Genomic DNA, 15,373 nt, shown 5'->3' with positions numbered 1-15,373 from the left:
TTTCTCATCTTTACCCCGTACTAAAATTTCAGATATTATAGCCTTTTACTTGTTTCCGGACAACCTCTGAAACGCTATAAAAAATTTCCTGATAATCTCTCGCATATAACACAAAGTTGGGATACTGCGGTTTCAACAAGTAACATGAGCAACTTTAGTGTCTGCACCACCTGGGCAAAAATAGATAATAAATTCTATTTACTCGACGTATATCGCGCAAAGCTTGAGTATCCAAAGCTTAAAGAACAGGTTTTGTCACTAGCTGCAAGATGGACGCCACACGCAATTTTAATCGAAGCAAAAACAAGTGGTCAACAATTGGTGCAAGAGCTAAAGACAAACAGTGATTTACCGATGATTGAAATAGTGCCACATGATGACAAGCTCACTCGATTTCATCAAATTGTTCCGATTATAGAGTCTGGCAAGGTTTTTCTGCCACATCAAGCAGTATGGCTGAACGATTTTGAGTATGAGATTTTAATGTTTCCTGAAACGCGCCACGACGACCAAGTGGACAGTACCGTGCAATATTTGCAGTGGGTGAGAAACAGTACCTCCAGGGTTGCAGCTATACGAGCATTGTGATTTGAGTCTACCAGTACTGGGATGACAGCTAGGAGACAACCGTCATCCCGCTACTTATTAGCGGCTGAGATACCGCAGCGGTATGACGGTTCGCGGCGGGATGACGATAAGCTCGTCATCCCGCTTTGTTAGCGGCTGGGATACCGCGAATGAATCGCGGTATGACGGTTCGCGGCGGCATGACAATAAGCTCGTCATTCCACTACTCGTTAGCGGAATCTATGCTGAGATATCGCGGCGGTATGATGTAGGGAAACCTTTCTTGGGTTAGCTATATCAATAGCATTGCTTTAAAAAGAGTGCCCATATTTTCAGTCAACCTTAAGAATTCACTAAAGATCCTATTCTTTTGTTCATCACTTGCGCTTTTCATTAAAGCCTGGGTTCTTTCTTTTATGCCAAAAAGATATAAAAATTCCCTTTGAGTTAAAATCTCACAATCTACATGCTTTAATGGATCTCTTAACGCTTGAAAGTTCACAAGTGCGGTAATATCACTATTACCAACATTCTCAAGAAAATTAGCATACTTATGTTGTTTTATCGATTGCAAAGTGCTCTTATATGCGGGGTATACATAACCGTAATCTACAATCAAAGCAGCTCCTTTATTATTATATATCTTCTTCTCAAGTTTTTTTAATATTTCAACCCCAACTGAACATATTTCCACCACTGCACCATTAAAAAATTTTCCATTTGTCATCTGAGTAGCTGACACTGGAATCCATGATTCTTTTTTTCTGGATTCCAGTGTCACGCACTGGCATGACACCAAGAGACTGCCATCATCTTGTTTTGTCACCATATTTTCATACCACCCCTCATCATGATATACAAACTGATCTATCGGAAGAGCGTCAAAGAACTCATTTGCTAAAAAAATGGTTGGTTGTTCTGGTAGGTTGTCAATATTTTTGTGCCAATTAACATCTAAGCTTTTTAATTTTTCCTTTTGTATCTTCCGTAAAGTAGGGCTTATTTCAACTAAGTGGATCAACATTGAATTAAAAAAGCTGCTGTATTTTTTAGTGACTCTTATTATATCGTGAATGAGTGTTCCTTTGCCTGGCCCAAGTTCAACTAGAGAAAATTTTGATGGCTTTCCTAATTTTTCCCATGTATGCATTATCCAAACTGCAATTACTTCACCAAATAATTGGCTGATCTCAGGTGCGGTAGTAAAATCACCATCCTTACCAAGCGGTAATTTACTTGTATAATAGCCGTATTTTTCATGGTACAAAACGGCATTCATGAAATCACTGATGGATATTGATCCTTGACTTTTGTCAATTAATTCGTGTATATAAGTGAGCATGTTATTAATAAATGTTTAACTATAGCGTGCCATAATATAAAATAGTAGAGTATTTATATATATAGTATAAACTTAAGTTTGTGAGTAATAGTGCTTCAGTTATGGACGACAAAAACACCGATTATGTTGCCCTTATACCTCAAGATGATAGTATTGAATACAAATTTGAAGAAGCTGTCAATTTTATAGAAAACAAGGTTATAAATGCTGATGGGCTAACTTTAGCGGAAGTGTTTCAAGTGCTAGTTCAAATGCTAAATGGTGATCTAGAATTGGTAAAAAAAGTACTAGCATGTGCTAATATTATGGCAAAGCATGGAATGAAGGTAGCAAAAGAGTCGCAATTAAGCAGAGCTGATGTTCGCCGAGCTTTGGAAGGTAGAGAAAGTGTTGTCAATAGACAAGATTTTATAAAGAAACCACCTCTTCCACCTGCTATAAAATCGACCAAAAAGAAAAGTAGAGGTCTTTAAATGGCCGAATCTATAAAAAAATTTACTGTACAATGTGACTTCAAAGGGCAAAGTTCACCTTTTGCAATATATATAGGAAATCCAAAAAGCGATGCTCATCCAATTCATCATCAAGATTCCTGGCTTGTAAAAGAACGTGGAGGGAATATCCCTAATAAAGTAAAAGAAAGTCTACAAAAATTATATAAACTATCTCAAGAAAATGGAGTCTCTTTCTCAGAGTTATGCGCGTATGCCATTACTGTGGTTAGTAATAATGATAAAAAAAGTGACGACAAGGAGTAAGATAGTTTAATCCCTCAATATTTCATTTATAGAGATTTTCGATCTCGTCTTTTCATCCACTTTTTTTACTATGACTGCACAATAGGTTGAAATATTATTTTTAGATGGAATAGACCCTGGTACCACTACAGAATAAGGTGGCACTTCGCCGTAAAATACCTTGCTAGTTTCTCTATCAATAATCTTTGTTGATGCCCCAATAAACACGCCTATGCCAAGGACTGATCCTTCTCTCACTACCACACCCTCGGCCACTTCGCTACGTGCTCCAATAAAGCAATTATCTTCTATAATGACAGGTGAAGCTTGAATAGGCTCAAGAACTCCACCTATTCCCACTCCACCAGAAATATGACAGTTTTTTCCTATTTGCGCACAGCTACCAATCGTTGACCAGGTATCTATCATTGTTCCTGAATCAACATATGCACCAACGTTGATAAAACTTGGCATTAGAACAACATTTGTACCTATATAAGCAGATCGGCGAACAAAACACCCAGGAACTGCTCTAATTTTTAACCGGCGAAATTTCTCCTCATTCCATTCACTAAACTTGTTACCGATCTTATCAAACCAGCAATTGGTATTATCTATTATTTTATTTTCTTCGGTGAGAAAATGTAATAATATTGCTTGCTTTATCCACTTATGTACTACCCATTCTCCACTTGATAGCTTTTCTGCTACTCTAATTTTGCCACTATCAAGGAGCTCAATTACCTCTTTAATTGCTATTCTTGCTGTTTTCTTTAGATTACAGTCATTAAATTTTTCTCTATTTTTCCAAATATCTTTTATCTCACTCTGTGTTTTTTTTAGTTGCAAACCTTCCATTTGTTATATATATATTGATATTAAATTTGTAGCTCGTATCATTTGGGCTTGTTACTACTTATATGTAAGTGCTATGAAAATACAATGTAATAGTTGTACTAAAACTTACTTAGTATCTCCTAAGCAAATTGGCGCGTCTGGAAGAAAGGTAAAATGTACGAACTGCAATCACATATGGCGTGAATATCTAGAAGAAGTGTCAAACAAATCGCACTCTGCTAATATACAGGAAAAAAAAGTTAGTGGAAGGAATTTTTTACAAAATCTAGCATTTACCACTCTAGCTTTTGCAACAGCTACAGGGTTATGCGTCGTAATTGCTAACGGCATCTTTCCTAGAGAGATGAACAAAGCATACAAAACGATCAGTTTATACAAGGATTCAATAAGCTATAAATTAGGGTACAAAAAAGAACAAACAGAAAGTCCAAATGTAAAAAAACTTGCTGTAAATAAGTTTTATCAAGACTACCTTTTTTTATCTAATTTAAGATCTAGTTAAATAGGCATACCGATATCGGTCTCTAGCTACTCAGATGGTGCTTAGGGTGACAGAGTTTTGAAAATAAGTTATTTTTTAGCAAAAAAGGCAGCCCATGAGTATTAAAATTGCACCTTCTATACTTTCAGCAGATTTTGCAAAATTAGGGGAAGAAGTAAGAAAAATTAGCGATTTAGGTGTGGATTACATACACATAGACATTATGGATGGGAATTTCGTTCCAAATATTACAATTGGTCCTAGCGTTGTTTCTGCAATACGTAAATATAGCAATCTTCCTTTTGATGTGCATTTAATGGTCAAATCTCCTGGTAACCACATTGAAAGCTTTATAAATGCTGGTGCTGATATTATCACTGTACATGCAGAAGCAGAGACACACCTTGAGAGGTTGATAAGAAAGATAAAGTCATACAAAAATGTAAACGACGAAAAAAAACCGATTCAAGTTGGAGTTTCAATTGTTCCTTCAACTTCTCCAAGTGTGCTTGAATATATAATACATGAGCTAGATATTGTGCTGATTATGACAGTCAACCCTGGCTTTGGAGGGCAGGAATTCATTCATTCACAGTTGAACAAGATATCTACTATAAAAAAAATGATACAAGAGCGTAACCTTAAAACACAAATTTCAGTAGATGGTGGAATTAACTTTTTTAACGCAGCTGATATAATAAAAGCAGGTGCAGATATTTTAGTTGCGGGATCGGCGATATTCAAGGCTGAAGATATTAAGAAGGCCATAAACTATCTTAAAAATCCATCGTAGTAATCCTATATAGCTAAAGTGGCTTAGGTTTACCTACAATTTGAAAAACAACAAATTCGTCATTCCGCTACTCGTTAGCGGAATCTATGCTGAGATACCGCGGCGGTATGACGTAGAAAAACCTTTCTTGGGTTGTATCCGTTCAGCTAAGCGGTGTGAGAGATGATAGATAAGAGGTTTTGGAAAGGATTGAGACCCCTTTGTTTCCATGTCAAGTATAATGAAATTATCCGTTCAAGTTCCCCACTTCGATTGGGTAAAATATGAATTTTTGCGATAAACGACATAATGCCGTATCTGCTGTTCAGCATGGTTGTTTGTCAGCGGAATGTTTTCTGGGTCATCTAAAAATTTCCACATCATTCTTTCAGATTTCAAAATATTCTTTGCAACTCGAGAAGCTCCAATTGCTTCAGGTAAACGGCTTCAAGTAATACCTTGTACGTTTTCGCAACTTTCTGGCACGTCTGGTAAATCTAAAAAAATCTATCTCATTTTTTAGCAAGGCCTTTTTTAGTGCAAATAATTCAGTGGCTACGTTTCTTAAGTAACAGCCCAGAACTTTAACTTCAACTATGTGCTAATCTTTCAAAATCTCTTGATAAATGTGCCCAACAGATTTGCCTATTCTTATCGGCAAAGTAGTTGTATGCTGCGTACCTGTCGTAAGCTATTGCGATTGCAGAACTTACTATTTTGTAAAACCTTCATTCCTCTTGACTCTGTCAATTTTATAAAACTTGCTGTATTACTGGCAAACATCCAGCACCAACCAAGTTTACCTTTGTTATAATGGCTCGTTTCATCGATATGCAGAACTTCACTTTTACTTACTTCTTGCTCGATTTGCTCATATGCTTCTTGGCATTTTTCTGCAACTCTAGCCTCGCTATTTGACACGCTACCAACACTGATGTCCAGGTTGAAAATATTTTTTATAATATTTGCTACTTCTCTTTTCGAGTTCTTGTAAAATCCGCTCAGCGCCGCAATTGTTGACTTAACTTTTGGACCAAATGTATCCGCAGTAACACCTTCTGGTAGCCTGCTACTTTTTCTTTTTCCACACTTGCAACAGCGGCCATTGGTATTCCACAACATAAGCTGGCAAATCAACTTTTTGATGAATGTATGGCTCTTTCGATATCGCAATTTCTCCTCCGCACTCGCAAGAACTCTATTTTCACCACTTCATCTGCTTCCATTTTAGGGCGATACTTTCCTTCATGCCCAATCTGTGCCCCTATTTTCCTGTCACTTTTTTTCTTTTTCTTCTTTAGCTTGTATAACTCTTTTGAGCTCGGTATCGATGAATTTTGTGAATTCAGACCTAGTCTTTCTTTCAATTCAGCATTTTCGATTCTTAGCGCCTTATTCTCAGATCTAAAATTTTCGTTTTCTATCTCTAACCTCTTTATCTCTGCTTTTAGTTGCTCTATCTCTATTTTAAAGCTTTCACAGAGCTTGAGAAGACTAGCTAGTAGATCAGACATATTTACCACACATACTACTTGTGATATTATGTTTTTAGCACTCCTTGTCTACTTTTTATTTTACCGCTCCGCTGAACGGATACCTTTTTTTTACTGTTTGAGTATGTAAGGATTATGACGACCTATCCCAAACCTCAACTATATCCTCACTAAACTCTATTATCTTTGTTTTTTTAAACTGATAACAGTTGTTAATGAATTGAATCCCTAAATCTCCTACAAAAGGAGTGGCATCATTGCCTAAAATTTTACCACTGCGGCATATTATCAACCTGTCGATTAAATTACACTTTAATAGTTCTGTGATTAACACTCCTCCACCTTCAACTAATAATCTTGTTATACCAATTTCTGAAACAAGTTTTAATGCCATGTCCTTTAGGCAAACCTTACCTGCGTTGCTTGAATTAACTACTAAGTAGTTAATGTTTTTTATTTTTTTCTCTACTTCTTTATTTGTGATGACCCAAGTTATTACTTTGTCTGCAGTCTTTGCAATGTTATGCTCTTCCTTTAATCTCCCTTGACTATCTATAATTAGCCTTATTGGCGATCTACTTCCGAGTCCTGGTAATCTGCAAGTTAAGAGTGGATCATCATTAATAAGAGTATTGCTGCCAATCATAATTGCATCATATTTCGTTCTGAGCTCATGCACCCAGTTTCTCGTATTTTCACTTGTTATCCATTTGCTATCGCCTGTAAATGTTGCGATTTTTCCGTCAAGAGTTGTTGCGACTTTGCAAGCTATAAATGGTCTATGTAATTCTTTAGTGGTGAAAAAACCGACATTCAGTTCTTTTGCCTCTTTTTGCATAATACCTTGCTCAACTTCAATTCCTGCTTCTTTCAGAGCTTTCATGCCTCTGCCTGAAACTCTACTATCTGGGTCAATAGTTGCAATTACTACTCTTTTTATGCTAGCTTTTATGATTTTTGCAGTGCAAGGCCCCGTGACTCCGTGATGACAACATGGCTCAAGAGTGATATATATAGTTGCGCCATGAGTTGAATCTTTAGCGTTTTGCAAAGCGACTACCTCCGCATGCGGACGCCCACCAATCCCTGTGTATCCCTCACTAACAATTGTACCATCCTTTACAATAATACACCCGACAGCAGGATTTGGTGCAACATTTCCAAGATTTTTTTCTGCAAGCCTTAATGCAATTGACATGAAATGATCATCAGTCATTAGAAAGAAGTCATTTCGTATGAGGTATCAAAAATTCTTCTGTGCTCGTGTATAGCAAATCTATCTGTCATACCTGAGATATAGTCACATATTATTACTGAACGCTGAGATTCACAAGCGAGTTTGCTCCACTCTGTGGGAAGTAATCCTGGGTTTTCATAAAAACATTGAAAGAGTTCCTGTATTATGCGTTTTGCTTTGTTCATCGTTCTACTCAGTTTATAGCTTCTGTATATTTTCTCCATGTTGAATCTTTTCATTTCTTTTGTAGCATTCGCAACTTCTGGTGAAAATGTGACTAGCATTTTATTTAGACTTCTTACGTCTTCTACGCTTTTTATTTTGTGATCTTCAATATTTCTTTCAGTCTGAGAAACAACATCACTTATCATAGTTCCTATAGTTCCACTCAGTGATTCATGTATGAGTTTGCTCTGAGGCAATTCTGAATATCTGCTCCTTATGTCTTTAAACATTTTTTCAATTAAAGGAACATTCAGCAAATCTTCGATGGTTACTAAATTCGCCCTGAGTGCATCATCAAGATCGTGAACACTGTAAGCAATATCATCGGCAATTGAAGCAACTTGCGCTTCAATGCTTGAAAATTCTTCAAGTTTTAGATCATATTTTTTGTTGTATTCTAATAACAGCTGATTATTTGTAGAAGACTCCACGTTTTGACCAAGCAAGGGACCGTTATGTTTTGCAACTCCTTCAATCACCTCCCAACTTAGATTCATACCATCAAAATCAGCATGTTTTTGTTCGAGGTAAGTTAAAATCCTTATAGCTTGAACATTATGATCAAACTCATACTTCTCGTTATCAAGATTCAAATCTTGAACTGATTTCTTTAGAGCATCTTCACCTGCATGACCAAATGGAGGATGACCAAGATCATGTGCGAGCGCTATGCATTCAGTGATATCCTCATTTAAGCCAAGTCTACGCGCAATGGACCTTGCAATTTGTGCAACTTCAAGGCTATGAGTAAGCCGAGTGCGATAGTAGTCGTGCTCATAATTGATAAAAACTTGTGTTTTGTACTCCAATTTTCTAAACGCATTAGAGTGAATGATGCGGTCCCTATCACGCTGAAAGCAGCTGCGATTCTCATCTTCTGGCTCTTTGAAGTATCTCCCTTTTGTTTTGCTTGGAAAACATGCATAATTTAATAGAAAGTTATTGTTTGACATGTAAAATTTCTACTATAATAAGTTATCAATAATAAGCGGTGGTTACTATGTCAACAAATTACAACATCAACTTAACTGATAATGCACTAAAAAAAATCCACTCTCTTGCAGAGCAGGAAGGGGATAAGAGTTCCATTTTACGGGTTGCAGTTTCAGGTGGTGGGTGTTCTGGCTTCAAATACAATTTTCTTATGGATCAAATGAATAAAAATCTATCTTTGGATGATGAAGACGATGATTACGATGATGAGTTTGATGACGAAGACGAAGATGATGACTATGAAGAAAGTGAGGACTATAGAAGCCACTCCAGTTTTAGCGAAAAAGGTAAAGATATAGTAATTAATGATGAAAATGGAAACCCTGTATTAATGGTTGATAATTGTTCAGCAAAATTTTTAAATAACTCAGTTATAGATTATACTGAGGATCTCAGTGGTTCTGGTTTTCAAATAAAGAATGCCTTTGCTAAGTCTCAATGTGGTTGTGGTAACAGTTTTTCGGTTTAATTATTACTAAAACTTAGATGCCTTCTGGATCTTTTAAACATGGGTGGTAATGTAGCACTAGAACTAACTTCCGTAGATAAAAGCTTCAAGAACAATTCTGCTGTTGTAAAGGATATCAACTTAAGTGTCACAAGAGGGCAAGTAGTAGCGCTGATTGGCGATTCAGGTGCAGGGAAAACAACTATATTGCAAATCGCAGGCTTGTTGGACAAGCCAACTTCAGGTATAGTTACGATAGATGGAATAAATTGCACACAAGCCAGTAATAAGCATAAAACTCATGTAAGAAGAAATTTTCTTAGTTTTGTTTATCAATTTCACTATTTGTTACAAGAGTTATCGGTGTTGGAAAATATTATGCTTCCTCAACTCATTGCAGGAAAAAGCAAAGCTGAAGCAAAAAAAAATTCGCAAGCAATGTTGGAAAAATTTGGTCTGGAAAACAAAGCAAGTAGCATGGTATCTGAAGTTTCGGGTGGGGAAAGGCAGAGAGTTGCAATTGCAAGAAGCATTGTAAATTCTCCAAAGCTTTTACTTGCAGATGAGCCAACAGGAAACTTAGATCCAACAAATTCTTTTAACGTGTTTTTACTGCTACATTCATACGTAAAGGAAAATAACAGCTCTATGCTTATAGTAACACACAATCATCTCCTTGCAGAAAAGGCAGACTGCATTTTCCAATTGAGAGATCGATCATTAGTGAAGTTGTGAATAGGAAAAATAGCACAATTTCTATGCCTTATACTTATCTAACCAATGATCATTAACAGAGTACAACTCGCATGAAATGCTTTCATTGCTTTTTATACACGGACTTTTTAACTTACGCTGTTTACTTAGGGAACACCCCGATAACATAAACACAGCTAAAACAAAAAATAATAGCTTTTTAAACATAACAAAACCTTTTCATTTATATTACTACACTCATTTCTCTTGTTTGTAAAGATTAGGCATATTCTTTTACCCTTACCTCTTTTTTGACCTTTTGAAAAGAAATAGTTGCACTATTCAAGCGCAGTTTTATATAATTGCCCACGATTTGAGTCACTTCCTCTTCTTTATCCTTTAGAAAGTGATTAGTATCATCTATTATATAGTATTTCATGTGATCACTTCTTACTGAATTTATCAACCTTTTTGCTAATTCTGTTACATCGCTTTCTTCTGAGATTGTATCATTACTGCTTTGTATTATAAGCCCAGAAACTGGACAGGGAGAAAGAAAAGAAAAATCGTACTTAGTTACCGGAAGAGAAAGAGCAATAAAACCCACTATCTCAGGGCGGCGTATTGTTAGCTGCATAGCCACCCATGCTCCAAAAGAAAAACCAGCGATCCAAATTGGAACATTGCTAGGATTATGTTCCTGAAGCCAATCAATGGCTACCGCAGCGTCAGTTAATTCTCCTATACCCTTATCAAAAGCTCCGGTAGATTTTCCCACACCACGAAAGTTAATTTTCAATGCAGAAAAATTGTTATCGATAAAAGACGTATATGTACTATGTACAATTTTACTATCCATATTACCACCATATTGAGGATGATGATGTAAAACCAGCACAACCGGCGCGTTGGCCTCTTTGCTTTGGTGGTATTCACCTTCTATCTTTCTTGTTGCATTATTCAAAAAAACTTCAACCATGGTAACCCCTAATAAGAACCCGCTTGACAGGTATTAATGACGTGAGTTATTAATTATGTATTAATTTCGCTGTTTTTGCAATAAATTTTTTATCGTGTTAAAGCTAACGTACATAGTTATGGCTATAGTTGATGGTAAACTTATTTAAGTGACAGATGAGTCCATTCTCTTTAGAAAATAGTGGTTGCGTATATGCTGATTACAATGCAACTGCTCCAATTAGTGAAAATGTAAAAAAAAGTATATTTGAGGTCTTGTTAAAACAAACGCTCAATCCATCATCACTACATAAAAGAGGACAAGAAGCGAGGAAGATTCTTCAGGATGCAAGAGATAACGTACGTGGTGCTATTGGCGTCTCAAGTGATAAAGAAATAGTTTTTACGTCTGGTGCAACTGAAGCGAATAACCTTGTTATGAGAGGAATAGCAGGCTACCTGCATATAATTTCAGCTATAGAGCATCCTTCAATTCTTAATTCTGCATGTAATCCATATATAATACCTGTTAATCAGGAGGGCATTGTTGACTTTTTAGAGCTAGAAAAAATTCTAAGCGAACTTAAAGGAAACAAAGCAATAGTTTCAGTTATGATGGCAAATAACGAAACCGGAGTTATTCAACCTATTGAGGAAATAGCTGAAATAGCCCACAAATTTGGAGCAATTTGCCACACTGACACTGCTCAAAGTGTTGGGAAAATTAAAGTTAATATGGAAGATTTAGGAGTGGATTTACTCACTTTATCCGCCCATAAATTTGGCGGTGTAGCAGGCAGTGGAGTTTTAATATTCAATAAAGAACTTGCGATAGAACCTATTATAATAGGTGGTGGACAAGAGAAGGGATTGCGTGGTGGTACGGAAAATATTGTTGCGATTGCAGGCCTTTCTGCTGCGCTGCAAAATATTCCAGACCTTCTATCAAAAATGGATGAAGTAAAGGAGCTACGTGATCAATTAGAGTGTGAATTATTAAATCTTGCCAGTGACATAAGAATCTTCGGTAAAAACTCTAAGAGGCTGCCAAACACAAGTTTTATTTATATGCCAGGAGTAAAGAGTGATGTGCAGCTTATGCATTTTGACTTGAATCATATTGCAGTTAGTAATGGCTCCGCATGTTCTTCTGGAAAAGTTGAGCCTTCCCATGTTTTGCTTGCAATGGGGGCAACAAAAGAGCAAGCAGAGTGTTCAATTAGAATCAGTATAGGTCCAGAAACTAAACCACAAGACATAAAAAAAATAGTGGATTGTTGGTATAATATCTACAAGCAGAACACCTTGGTATAGATAATACGTGGTATCATGCAGGCACTGGCCGAGCATTAGATGTAAAAAATTACTTTACAACCCCGCGGTATCTCTAGATCCCGCTAACAAGCAGCGGGATGACGGTTGTTAGGCTAGCTGTCATCCAAGTAGCTGACACTGGTTCCTTTATGACGGCAGTGCCCCTATGGTGTCATTCCAGTGTCCTGACTACTTGGATCTAGCAAGCTTTGCTTGCAAATAAGTCTAATACGTGTCGCGTTTTATGCCAAAACACAATTGGAGTTACATGCAAAATAGATCCCAGACTGGGATGACAAAAAAAGAGCACTGGAATGACACCATTTGCTGTGCAATTTACCTTCAAAAATGAATGTTCGTACAGCTATGGATTCATTCGCGATATCTCACCATAGATCCCGCTGACAAGCAGCGGTATGACGGTTATCAGTAAACATGAATTACTTTAGCTATGCAATCAGGCTTCCTAAAAACACTTTGTAGCCAATCAATTCTTGAGTATAAAAAGAATTCCTTTAATAATAAGGTATGCTAATCAGGAATTTAATAAAACAAGCAACTCAAGTAGGAAGCAGTGAAAATGCAATACGGTATGTCGAATATCTCTATCAATTTGAGAAGTTTAGAAACACATTAAACCTCACTTTATCACTAATAAAGCAAAACAGGCTCTCATTTGAAATATACCAAGAGGGATTAGTGGATATGGAAGAGGGAGTGTGTAAGACAATCAGGTCTTCCAGTGTAAATAGATATGTTATTGTACTGAGGAAGTCAAACCCATACATTATAGTGCATGAACTTTCACACATGGTTGAAAATGAACTGAACTTAAGTTTGGAACAGGAATTTCTCCATAAAGTTTACCAGGATATTGAGCAGAACCTAAAGCAAGCAAATATTCTTGTGCAGAAAATTATCGGCCAAGTTATATTTAAGGAGATACAGGCTTATCAAACTGCAAAATCACGTGCATCTGAATTATTTGCACGCTATTTTGAGCTATTTGCTTGGGCGCAGGAGGTTTACCCTAAAGATAAAGAATACTTAATCCGCACTCAAGACTTAAACAAAGTGTTCCTTGCTACTGGCCAATGGAAAAAGAGCTACCTTGATTCACAAATGATGGAGAGAATAGATAAGGAAATCAAGGAATACAGCAATAAAACTGCCACTAAAGACGTAACCAAAGTGCAAAGCAGTTGGACTAATAAATTTTCTCCTGGGGGCAAAAAAATTAGCTCTATATTTGGAGATGATGATTAGCTTATAGTGCAGGTTTTCCTACGTCATGCCGCCGCGAACCGTCATACCGCGATTCATTCTTTTGGTGTACGAACATTGCAATTTGCAGGTAATTTGAGTAGTAGATGGTGTCATTCCAGTGCTTGACACTGGAATCCAGGAATTTGGATTGGGTACTAAGTTGGTGAGCATAAAAGTGGCTGATCTTATGTTAAAACACAACGTTCTTGATGAGATTACGGCAAGGCTGGATTCCAGTGTCAAGCACTGGAATGACACCATTTGCTGTGCAGTTTACCTTTAAGAATGAATGTTCGTACAGTTGTGCGCGGTATCTCATCAGCTAACACGTAGCGGAATGACGGTTGTCGGTAAATCTTTTAGCTATAGAAGTTAACTTTGCAGTTAACTTCTACAGCGTTTCAAAGTATAGTTTTGGTAATACAGTAACTAAATATACATGAAAACCATTTTAGCTGTTGAAACAAGCTGCGACGAAACTGCAGTAGCGATTGTAAATAGTGACAAGCAAGTCCTTGCTCACGAAATTCTCTCCCAAGCAGAACACAAAAAACGTGGTGGGGTGATCCCTGAAATAGCTTCACGTGCTCATATGGAGCATTTAAGTGGTCTAATAAAAAGCGCCGTGGAAAAATCTAACCTTAACTTTTGTGACCTCAATGCAATTGCAGCAACATCAGGACCAGGACTCATAGGTGGATTAATAGTTGGTACAATGATGGCTAAAGCAATTGCGCATGTAGCACAAAAACCATTCATTGCAGTGAATCACTTAGAAGCGCATGCATTGGTTATTAGGTTACTGCATGAGGTAAAATTTCCATTTTTAGTCCTACTAATATCAGGTGGTCACTGTCAATTTTTAATTGCACAGGATGTAGGTAAATACATTAAACTTGGAGAAACGCTCGATGATTCACTAGGAGAAGCATTTGATAAAGTTGCTAAGATGCTGGGTTTAAGCTACCCAGGAGGCCCATTAATTGAAAAGTTGGCTAAAAAAGGCAATGGCACAAGATTCAAACTGCCAAGGGCAATGATAAAACGTTCTGGATGTAACTTTTCGTTTTCTGGGATTAAAACAGCAGTAAAAAACTTAGTACAAGAACTTAAAATGAGCGAGCAAGATGTGTGTGATGTATGTGCTTCGTTTCAAGAGTGTATTAGTGACATACTGCTGGACAGGGTTAGTAATGCAATTATTATGGCCGAATCTTTAAATATCAAAATCAATGACTTTGTGATTACCGGCGGAGTTGCAGCAAATAATTTCTTGAGAGAAAAATTAAAACAACACATAAACTTAAACATATTTTTTCCCCCTAACGACCTATGTACAGACAATGCAATTATGGTTGGATGGACAGGAATTGAAAGGTTACAGAAAAATTATATAGATCCACTTAATTTTGCACCAAGACCTAAGTGGGAGTTAGAGAGTTATTAAAAGCTCTCAATTCTGAATTATAGCTAAAGTGACTTAGGTTCTCTAATTGCACATAAGTCAACAATAATTTTCACACAAATCAAAACAGCATATCTTCTCCATAATCCTTGGTAATTTTACATAAGTTAAAAGTAGCATATGGTTCTCTCCGCGGTCTGAGATGACAATAAATTTGTCAAGCCGCATTATACTTGTTAGGCGGAAGTGGACGGCAACATGTTTACCACGAAGTCTAACTAAGTTCTTGCTTGTCCCTTCCATCGGCATTGCTATCTTTATTTTCAATAAAATTATTGTCCTATGCTCTTTTGATGTTTATTGATAATAAAATTCTGTTTTATCAACCAACATCCTATGCATAATTACAGCTAATTTTCTTGCTACTGCTACAATTGCTTTTTTCATTCCTTTTTTCTTCGCAACCCCAGTTTTTTAATTTAAATGTCCTCTTGGTAACTGTAAGCATTGTTTGTGCAGCTTCATATAACATACTTCTACATTCCGCTGGTCCCATCTTTGATATGCTGCCATGCCGATCAACTT

14 protein-coding genes and 4 pseudogenes are annotated in these 15,373 nt (G+C 36.8%); 10 read left to right on the top strand and 8 right to left on the bottom strand.

Going from position 1 to position 15,373, the window contains the following annotated elements; translation table 11 throughout:
- Window positions 1-63: 63 nt before the first annotated feature.
- Window positions 64-588 (top strand): annotated as a pseudogene (terL, locus tag OZD62_RS04915) (phage terminase large subunit); the annotation flags it as partial.
- 271 nt (window positions 589-859) lie between these two features.
- On the opposite strand, the gene OZD62_RS04910 reads toward terL, so the two are convergent.
- Window positions 860-1,909 (bottom strand): class I SAM-dependent methyltransferase, encoded by a 1,050-nt coding sequence (locus OZD62_RS04910; protein ID WP_010962785.1) that lies wholly within the window; start codon window positions 1,907-1,909, stop codon window positions 860-862.
- 101 nt (window positions 1,910-2,010) lie between these two features.
- Between OZD62_RS04910 and OZD62_RS04905 the strand changes: the two genes are divergently transcribed.
- Together OZD62_RS04905 and OZD62_RS04900 are read left to right on the top strand one after the other, a co-directional pair.
- Window positions 2,011-2,382 carry a hypothetical protein gene (locus OZD62_RS04905; protein WP_022626336.1) on the top strand — a complete coding sequence of 124 codons (372 nt, stop codon included), beginning with the start codon at window positions 2,011-2,013 and terminating at the stop codon, window positions 2,380-2,382.
- Complete coding sequence (locus tag OZD62_RS04900) at window positions 2,383-2,667, top strand: DUF2610 domain-containing protein (protein ID WP_010962783.1); 285 nt, start codon at window positions 2,383-2,385, stop codon at window positions 2,665-2,667. It begins immediately after the preceding gene.
- A 6-nt stretch (window positions 2,668-2,673) separates the two neighbouring features.
- Here the strand turns inward: OZD62_RS04900 and dapD are convergent, their stop codons facing one another.
- Window positions 2,674-3,504 (bottom strand): 2,3,4,5-tetrahydropyridine-2,6-dicarboxylate N-succinyltransferase, encoded by an 831-nt coding sequence (gene dapD / locus OZD62_RS04895; RefSeq protein ID WP_010962782.1) that lies wholly within the window; start codon window positions 3,502-3,504, stop codon window positions 2,674-2,676.
- A gap of 73 nt (window positions 3,505-3,577) precedes the next feature.
- Here dapD and OZD62_RS04890 point away from each other — a divergent pair, with 73 nt between their 5' ends.
- Window positions 3,578-4,006, top strand: coding sequence for a zinc-ribbon domain-containing protein (locus OZD62_RS04890; RefSeq protein ID WP_275019550.1), 429 nt, complete (start codon window positions 3,578-3,580; stop codon window positions 4,004-4,006).
- A 94-nt stretch (window positions 4,007-4,100) separates the two neighbouring features.
- Window positions 4,101-4,778 carry a ribulose-phosphate 3-epimerase gene (gene rpe, locus OZD62_RS04885; protein ID WP_275019549.1) on the top strand — a complete coding sequence of 226 codons (678 nt, stop codon included), beginning with the start codon at window positions 4,101-4,103 and terminating at the stop codon, window positions 4,776-4,778.
- 146 nt (window positions 4,779-4,924) lie between these two features.
- On the opposite strand, the pseudogene tnpC reads toward rpe, so the two are convergent.
- The 3 genes and pseudogenes from tnpC to OZD62_RS04870 all read right to left on the bottom strand — a co-directional run bounded on the left by tnpC (window position 4,925) and on the right by OZD62_RS04870 (window position 8,665).
- Window positions 4,925-6,271, bottom strand: a pseudogene (tnpC, locus tag OZD62_RS04880) (IS66 family transposase).
- A 112-nt stretch (window positions 6,272-6,383) separates the two neighbouring features.
- Window positions 6,384-7,466: a bifunctional diaminohydroxyphosphoribosylaminopyrimidine deaminase/5-amino-6-(5-phosphoribosylamino)uracil reductase RibD gene (gene ribD / locus OZD62_RS04875; RefSeq protein WP_010962779.1), complete on the bottom strand. Its 1,083-nt coding sequence runs from the start codon at window positions 7,464-7,466 to the stop codon at window positions 6,384-6,386.
- Entirely contained in the window at window positions 7,466-8,665 is a 1,200-nt protein-coding gene (locus OZD62_RS04870) for a deoxyguanosinetriphosphate triphosphohydrolase (RefSeq protein ID WP_275019548.1), read from the bottom strand. Before OZD62_RS04870 ends, ribD begins: the two co-directional genes overlap by 1 nt.
- 47 nt (window positions 8,666-8,712) lie before the next feature.
- Between OZD62_RS04870 and OZD62_RS04865 the strand changes: the two genes are divergently transcribed.
- Together OZD62_RS04865 and OZD62_RS04860 are read left to right on the top strand one after the other, a co-directional pair.
- Complete coding sequence (locus OZD62_RS04865) at window positions 8,713-9,174, top strand: HesB/IscA family protein (protein ID WP_010081891.1); 462 nt, start codon at window positions 8,713-8,715, stop codon at window positions 9,172-9,174.
- Window positions 9,175-9,213: 39 nt separating this feature from the next.
- The gene (locus OZD62_RS04860) at window positions 9,214-9,888 is read left to right on the top strand and encodes an ABC transporter ATP-binding protein (protein ID WP_010962776.1); all 675 of its coding nucleotides are present in this window, start codon (window positions 9,214-9,216) and stop codon (window positions 9,886-9,888) included.
- A gap of 238 nt (window positions 9,889-10,126) precedes the next feature.
- On the opposite strand, the gene OZD62_RS04850 is transcribed toward OZD62_RS04860, so the two are convergent.
- A complete protein-coding gene (locus tag OZD62_RS04850; RefSeq protein WP_275019547.1) occupies window positions 10,127-10,825 on the bottom strand; it encodes an alpha/beta hydrolase in 699 nt (232 codons plus the stop codon).
- Window positions 10,826-10,980: 155 nt separating this feature from the next.
- Here OZD62_RS04850 and OZD62_RS04845 point away from each other — a divergent pair, with 155 nt between their 5' ends.
- Window positions 10,981-12,117 (top strand): cysteine desulfurase family protein, encoded by a 1,137-nt coding sequence (locus OZD62_RS04845; RefSeq protein WP_275019546.1) that lies wholly within the window; start codon window positions 10,981-10,983, stop codon window positions 12,115-12,117.
- Window positions 12,118-12,645: 528 nt separating this feature from the next.
- Complete coding sequence (locus OZD62_RS04840; RefSeq protein WP_010081987.1) at window positions 12,646-13,383, top strand: WD_0702 family putative metalloprotease; 738 nt, start codon at window positions 12,646-12,648, stop codon at window positions 13,381-13,383.
- 39 nt (window positions 13,384-13,422) lie between these two features.
- Here OZD62_RS04840 and OZD62_RS04835 read toward each other — a convergent pair.
- A pseudogene (locus OZD62_RS04835) lies at window positions 13,423-13,524 on the bottom strand (WPE palindromic element domain-containing protein); the annotation flags it as partial.
- Window positions 13,525-13,822: 298 nt separating this feature from the next.
- Between OZD62_RS04835 and tsaD the strand changes: the two are divergent.
- Complete coding sequence (gene tsaD, locus OZD62_RS04830; RefSeq protein WP_010962772.1) at window positions 13,823-14,830, top strand: tRNA (adenosine(37)-N6)-threonylcarbamoyltransferase complex transferase subunit TsaD; 1,008 nt, start codon at window positions 13,823-13,825, stop codon at window positions 14,828-14,830.
- Between the two features lie 352 nt (window positions 14,831-15,182).
- Here the strand turns inward: tsaD and OZD62_RS04825 are convergent.
- Window positions 15,183-15,373 (bottom strand): annotated as a pseudogene (locus tag OZD62_RS04825) (hypothetical protein); the annotation flags it as partial.

This window comes from Wolbachia endosymbiont of Drosophila seguyi, from assembly GCF_028981765.1.
In the GTDB taxonomy this organism is placed as follows: domain Bacteria; phylum Pseudomonadota; class Alphaproteobacteria; order Rickettsiales; family Anaplasmataceae; genus Wolbachia; species Wolbachia pipientis.
Note: the sequence above shows the minus strand (reverse complement) of the source record. Positions and strands in the feature narration are given on the sequence as shown.

Excerpts from the sequence above, each read along its gene's own strand:
- tsaD (WP_010962772.1), top strand. The coding sequence starts at position 13,823 with ATGAAAACCATTTTAGCTGTTGAAACAAGCTGCGACGAAACTGCAGTA.
- ribD (WP_010962779.1), bottom strand. The coding sequence starts at position 7,466 with ATGACTGATGATCATTTCATGTCAATTGCATTAAGGCTTGCAGAAAAA.
- OZD62_RS04890 (WP_275019550.1), top strand. The coding sequence starts at position 3,578 with ATGAAAATACAATGTAATAGTTGTACTAAAACTTACTTAGTATCTCCT.
- OZD62_RS04845 (WP_275019546.1), top strand. The coding sequence starts at position 10,981 with ATGAGTCCATTCTCTTTAGAAAATAGTGGTTGCGTATATGCTGATTAC.
- OZD62_RS04900 (WP_010962783.1), top strand. The coding sequence starts at position 2,383 with ATGGCCGAATCTATAAAAAAATTTACTGTACAATGTGACTTCAAAGGG.
- rpe (WP_275019549.1), top strand. The coding sequence starts at position 4,101 with ATGAGTATTAAAATTGCACCTTCTATACTTTCAGCAGATTTTGCAAAA.
- OZD62_RS04840 (WP_010081987.1), top strand. The coding sequence starts at position 12,646 with ATGCTAATCAGGAATTTAATAAAACAAGCAACTCAAGTAGGAAGCAGT.
- OZD62_RS04870 (WP_275019548.1), bottom strand. The coding sequence starts at position 8,665 with ATGTCAAACAATAACTTTCTATTAAATTATGCATGTTTTCCAAGCAAA.
- dapD (WP_010962782.1), bottom strand. The coding sequence starts at position 3,504 with ATGGAAGGTTTGCAACTAAAAAAAACACAGAGTGAGATAAAAGATATT.
- OZD62_RS04860 (WP_010962776.1), top strand. The coding sequence starts at position 9,214 with ATGGGTGGTAATGTAGCACTAGAACTAACTTCCGTAGATAAAAGCTTC.
- OZD62_RS04905 (WP_022626336.1), top strand. The coding sequence starts at position 2,011 with ATGGACGACAAAAACACCGATTATGTTGCCCTTATACCTCAAGATGAT.
- OZD62_RS04910 (WP_010962785.1), bottom strand. The coding sequence starts at position 1,909 with ATGCTCACTTATATACACGAATTAATTGACAAAAGTCAAGGATCAATA.
- OZD62_RS04865 (WP_010081891.1), top strand. The coding sequence starts at position 8,713 with ATGTCAACAAATTACAACATCAACTTAACTGATAATGCACTAAAAAAA.
- OZD62_RS04850 (WP_275019547.1), bottom strand. The coding sequence starts at position 10,825 with ATGGTTGAAGTTTTTTTGAATAATGCAACAAGAAAGATAGAAGGTGAA.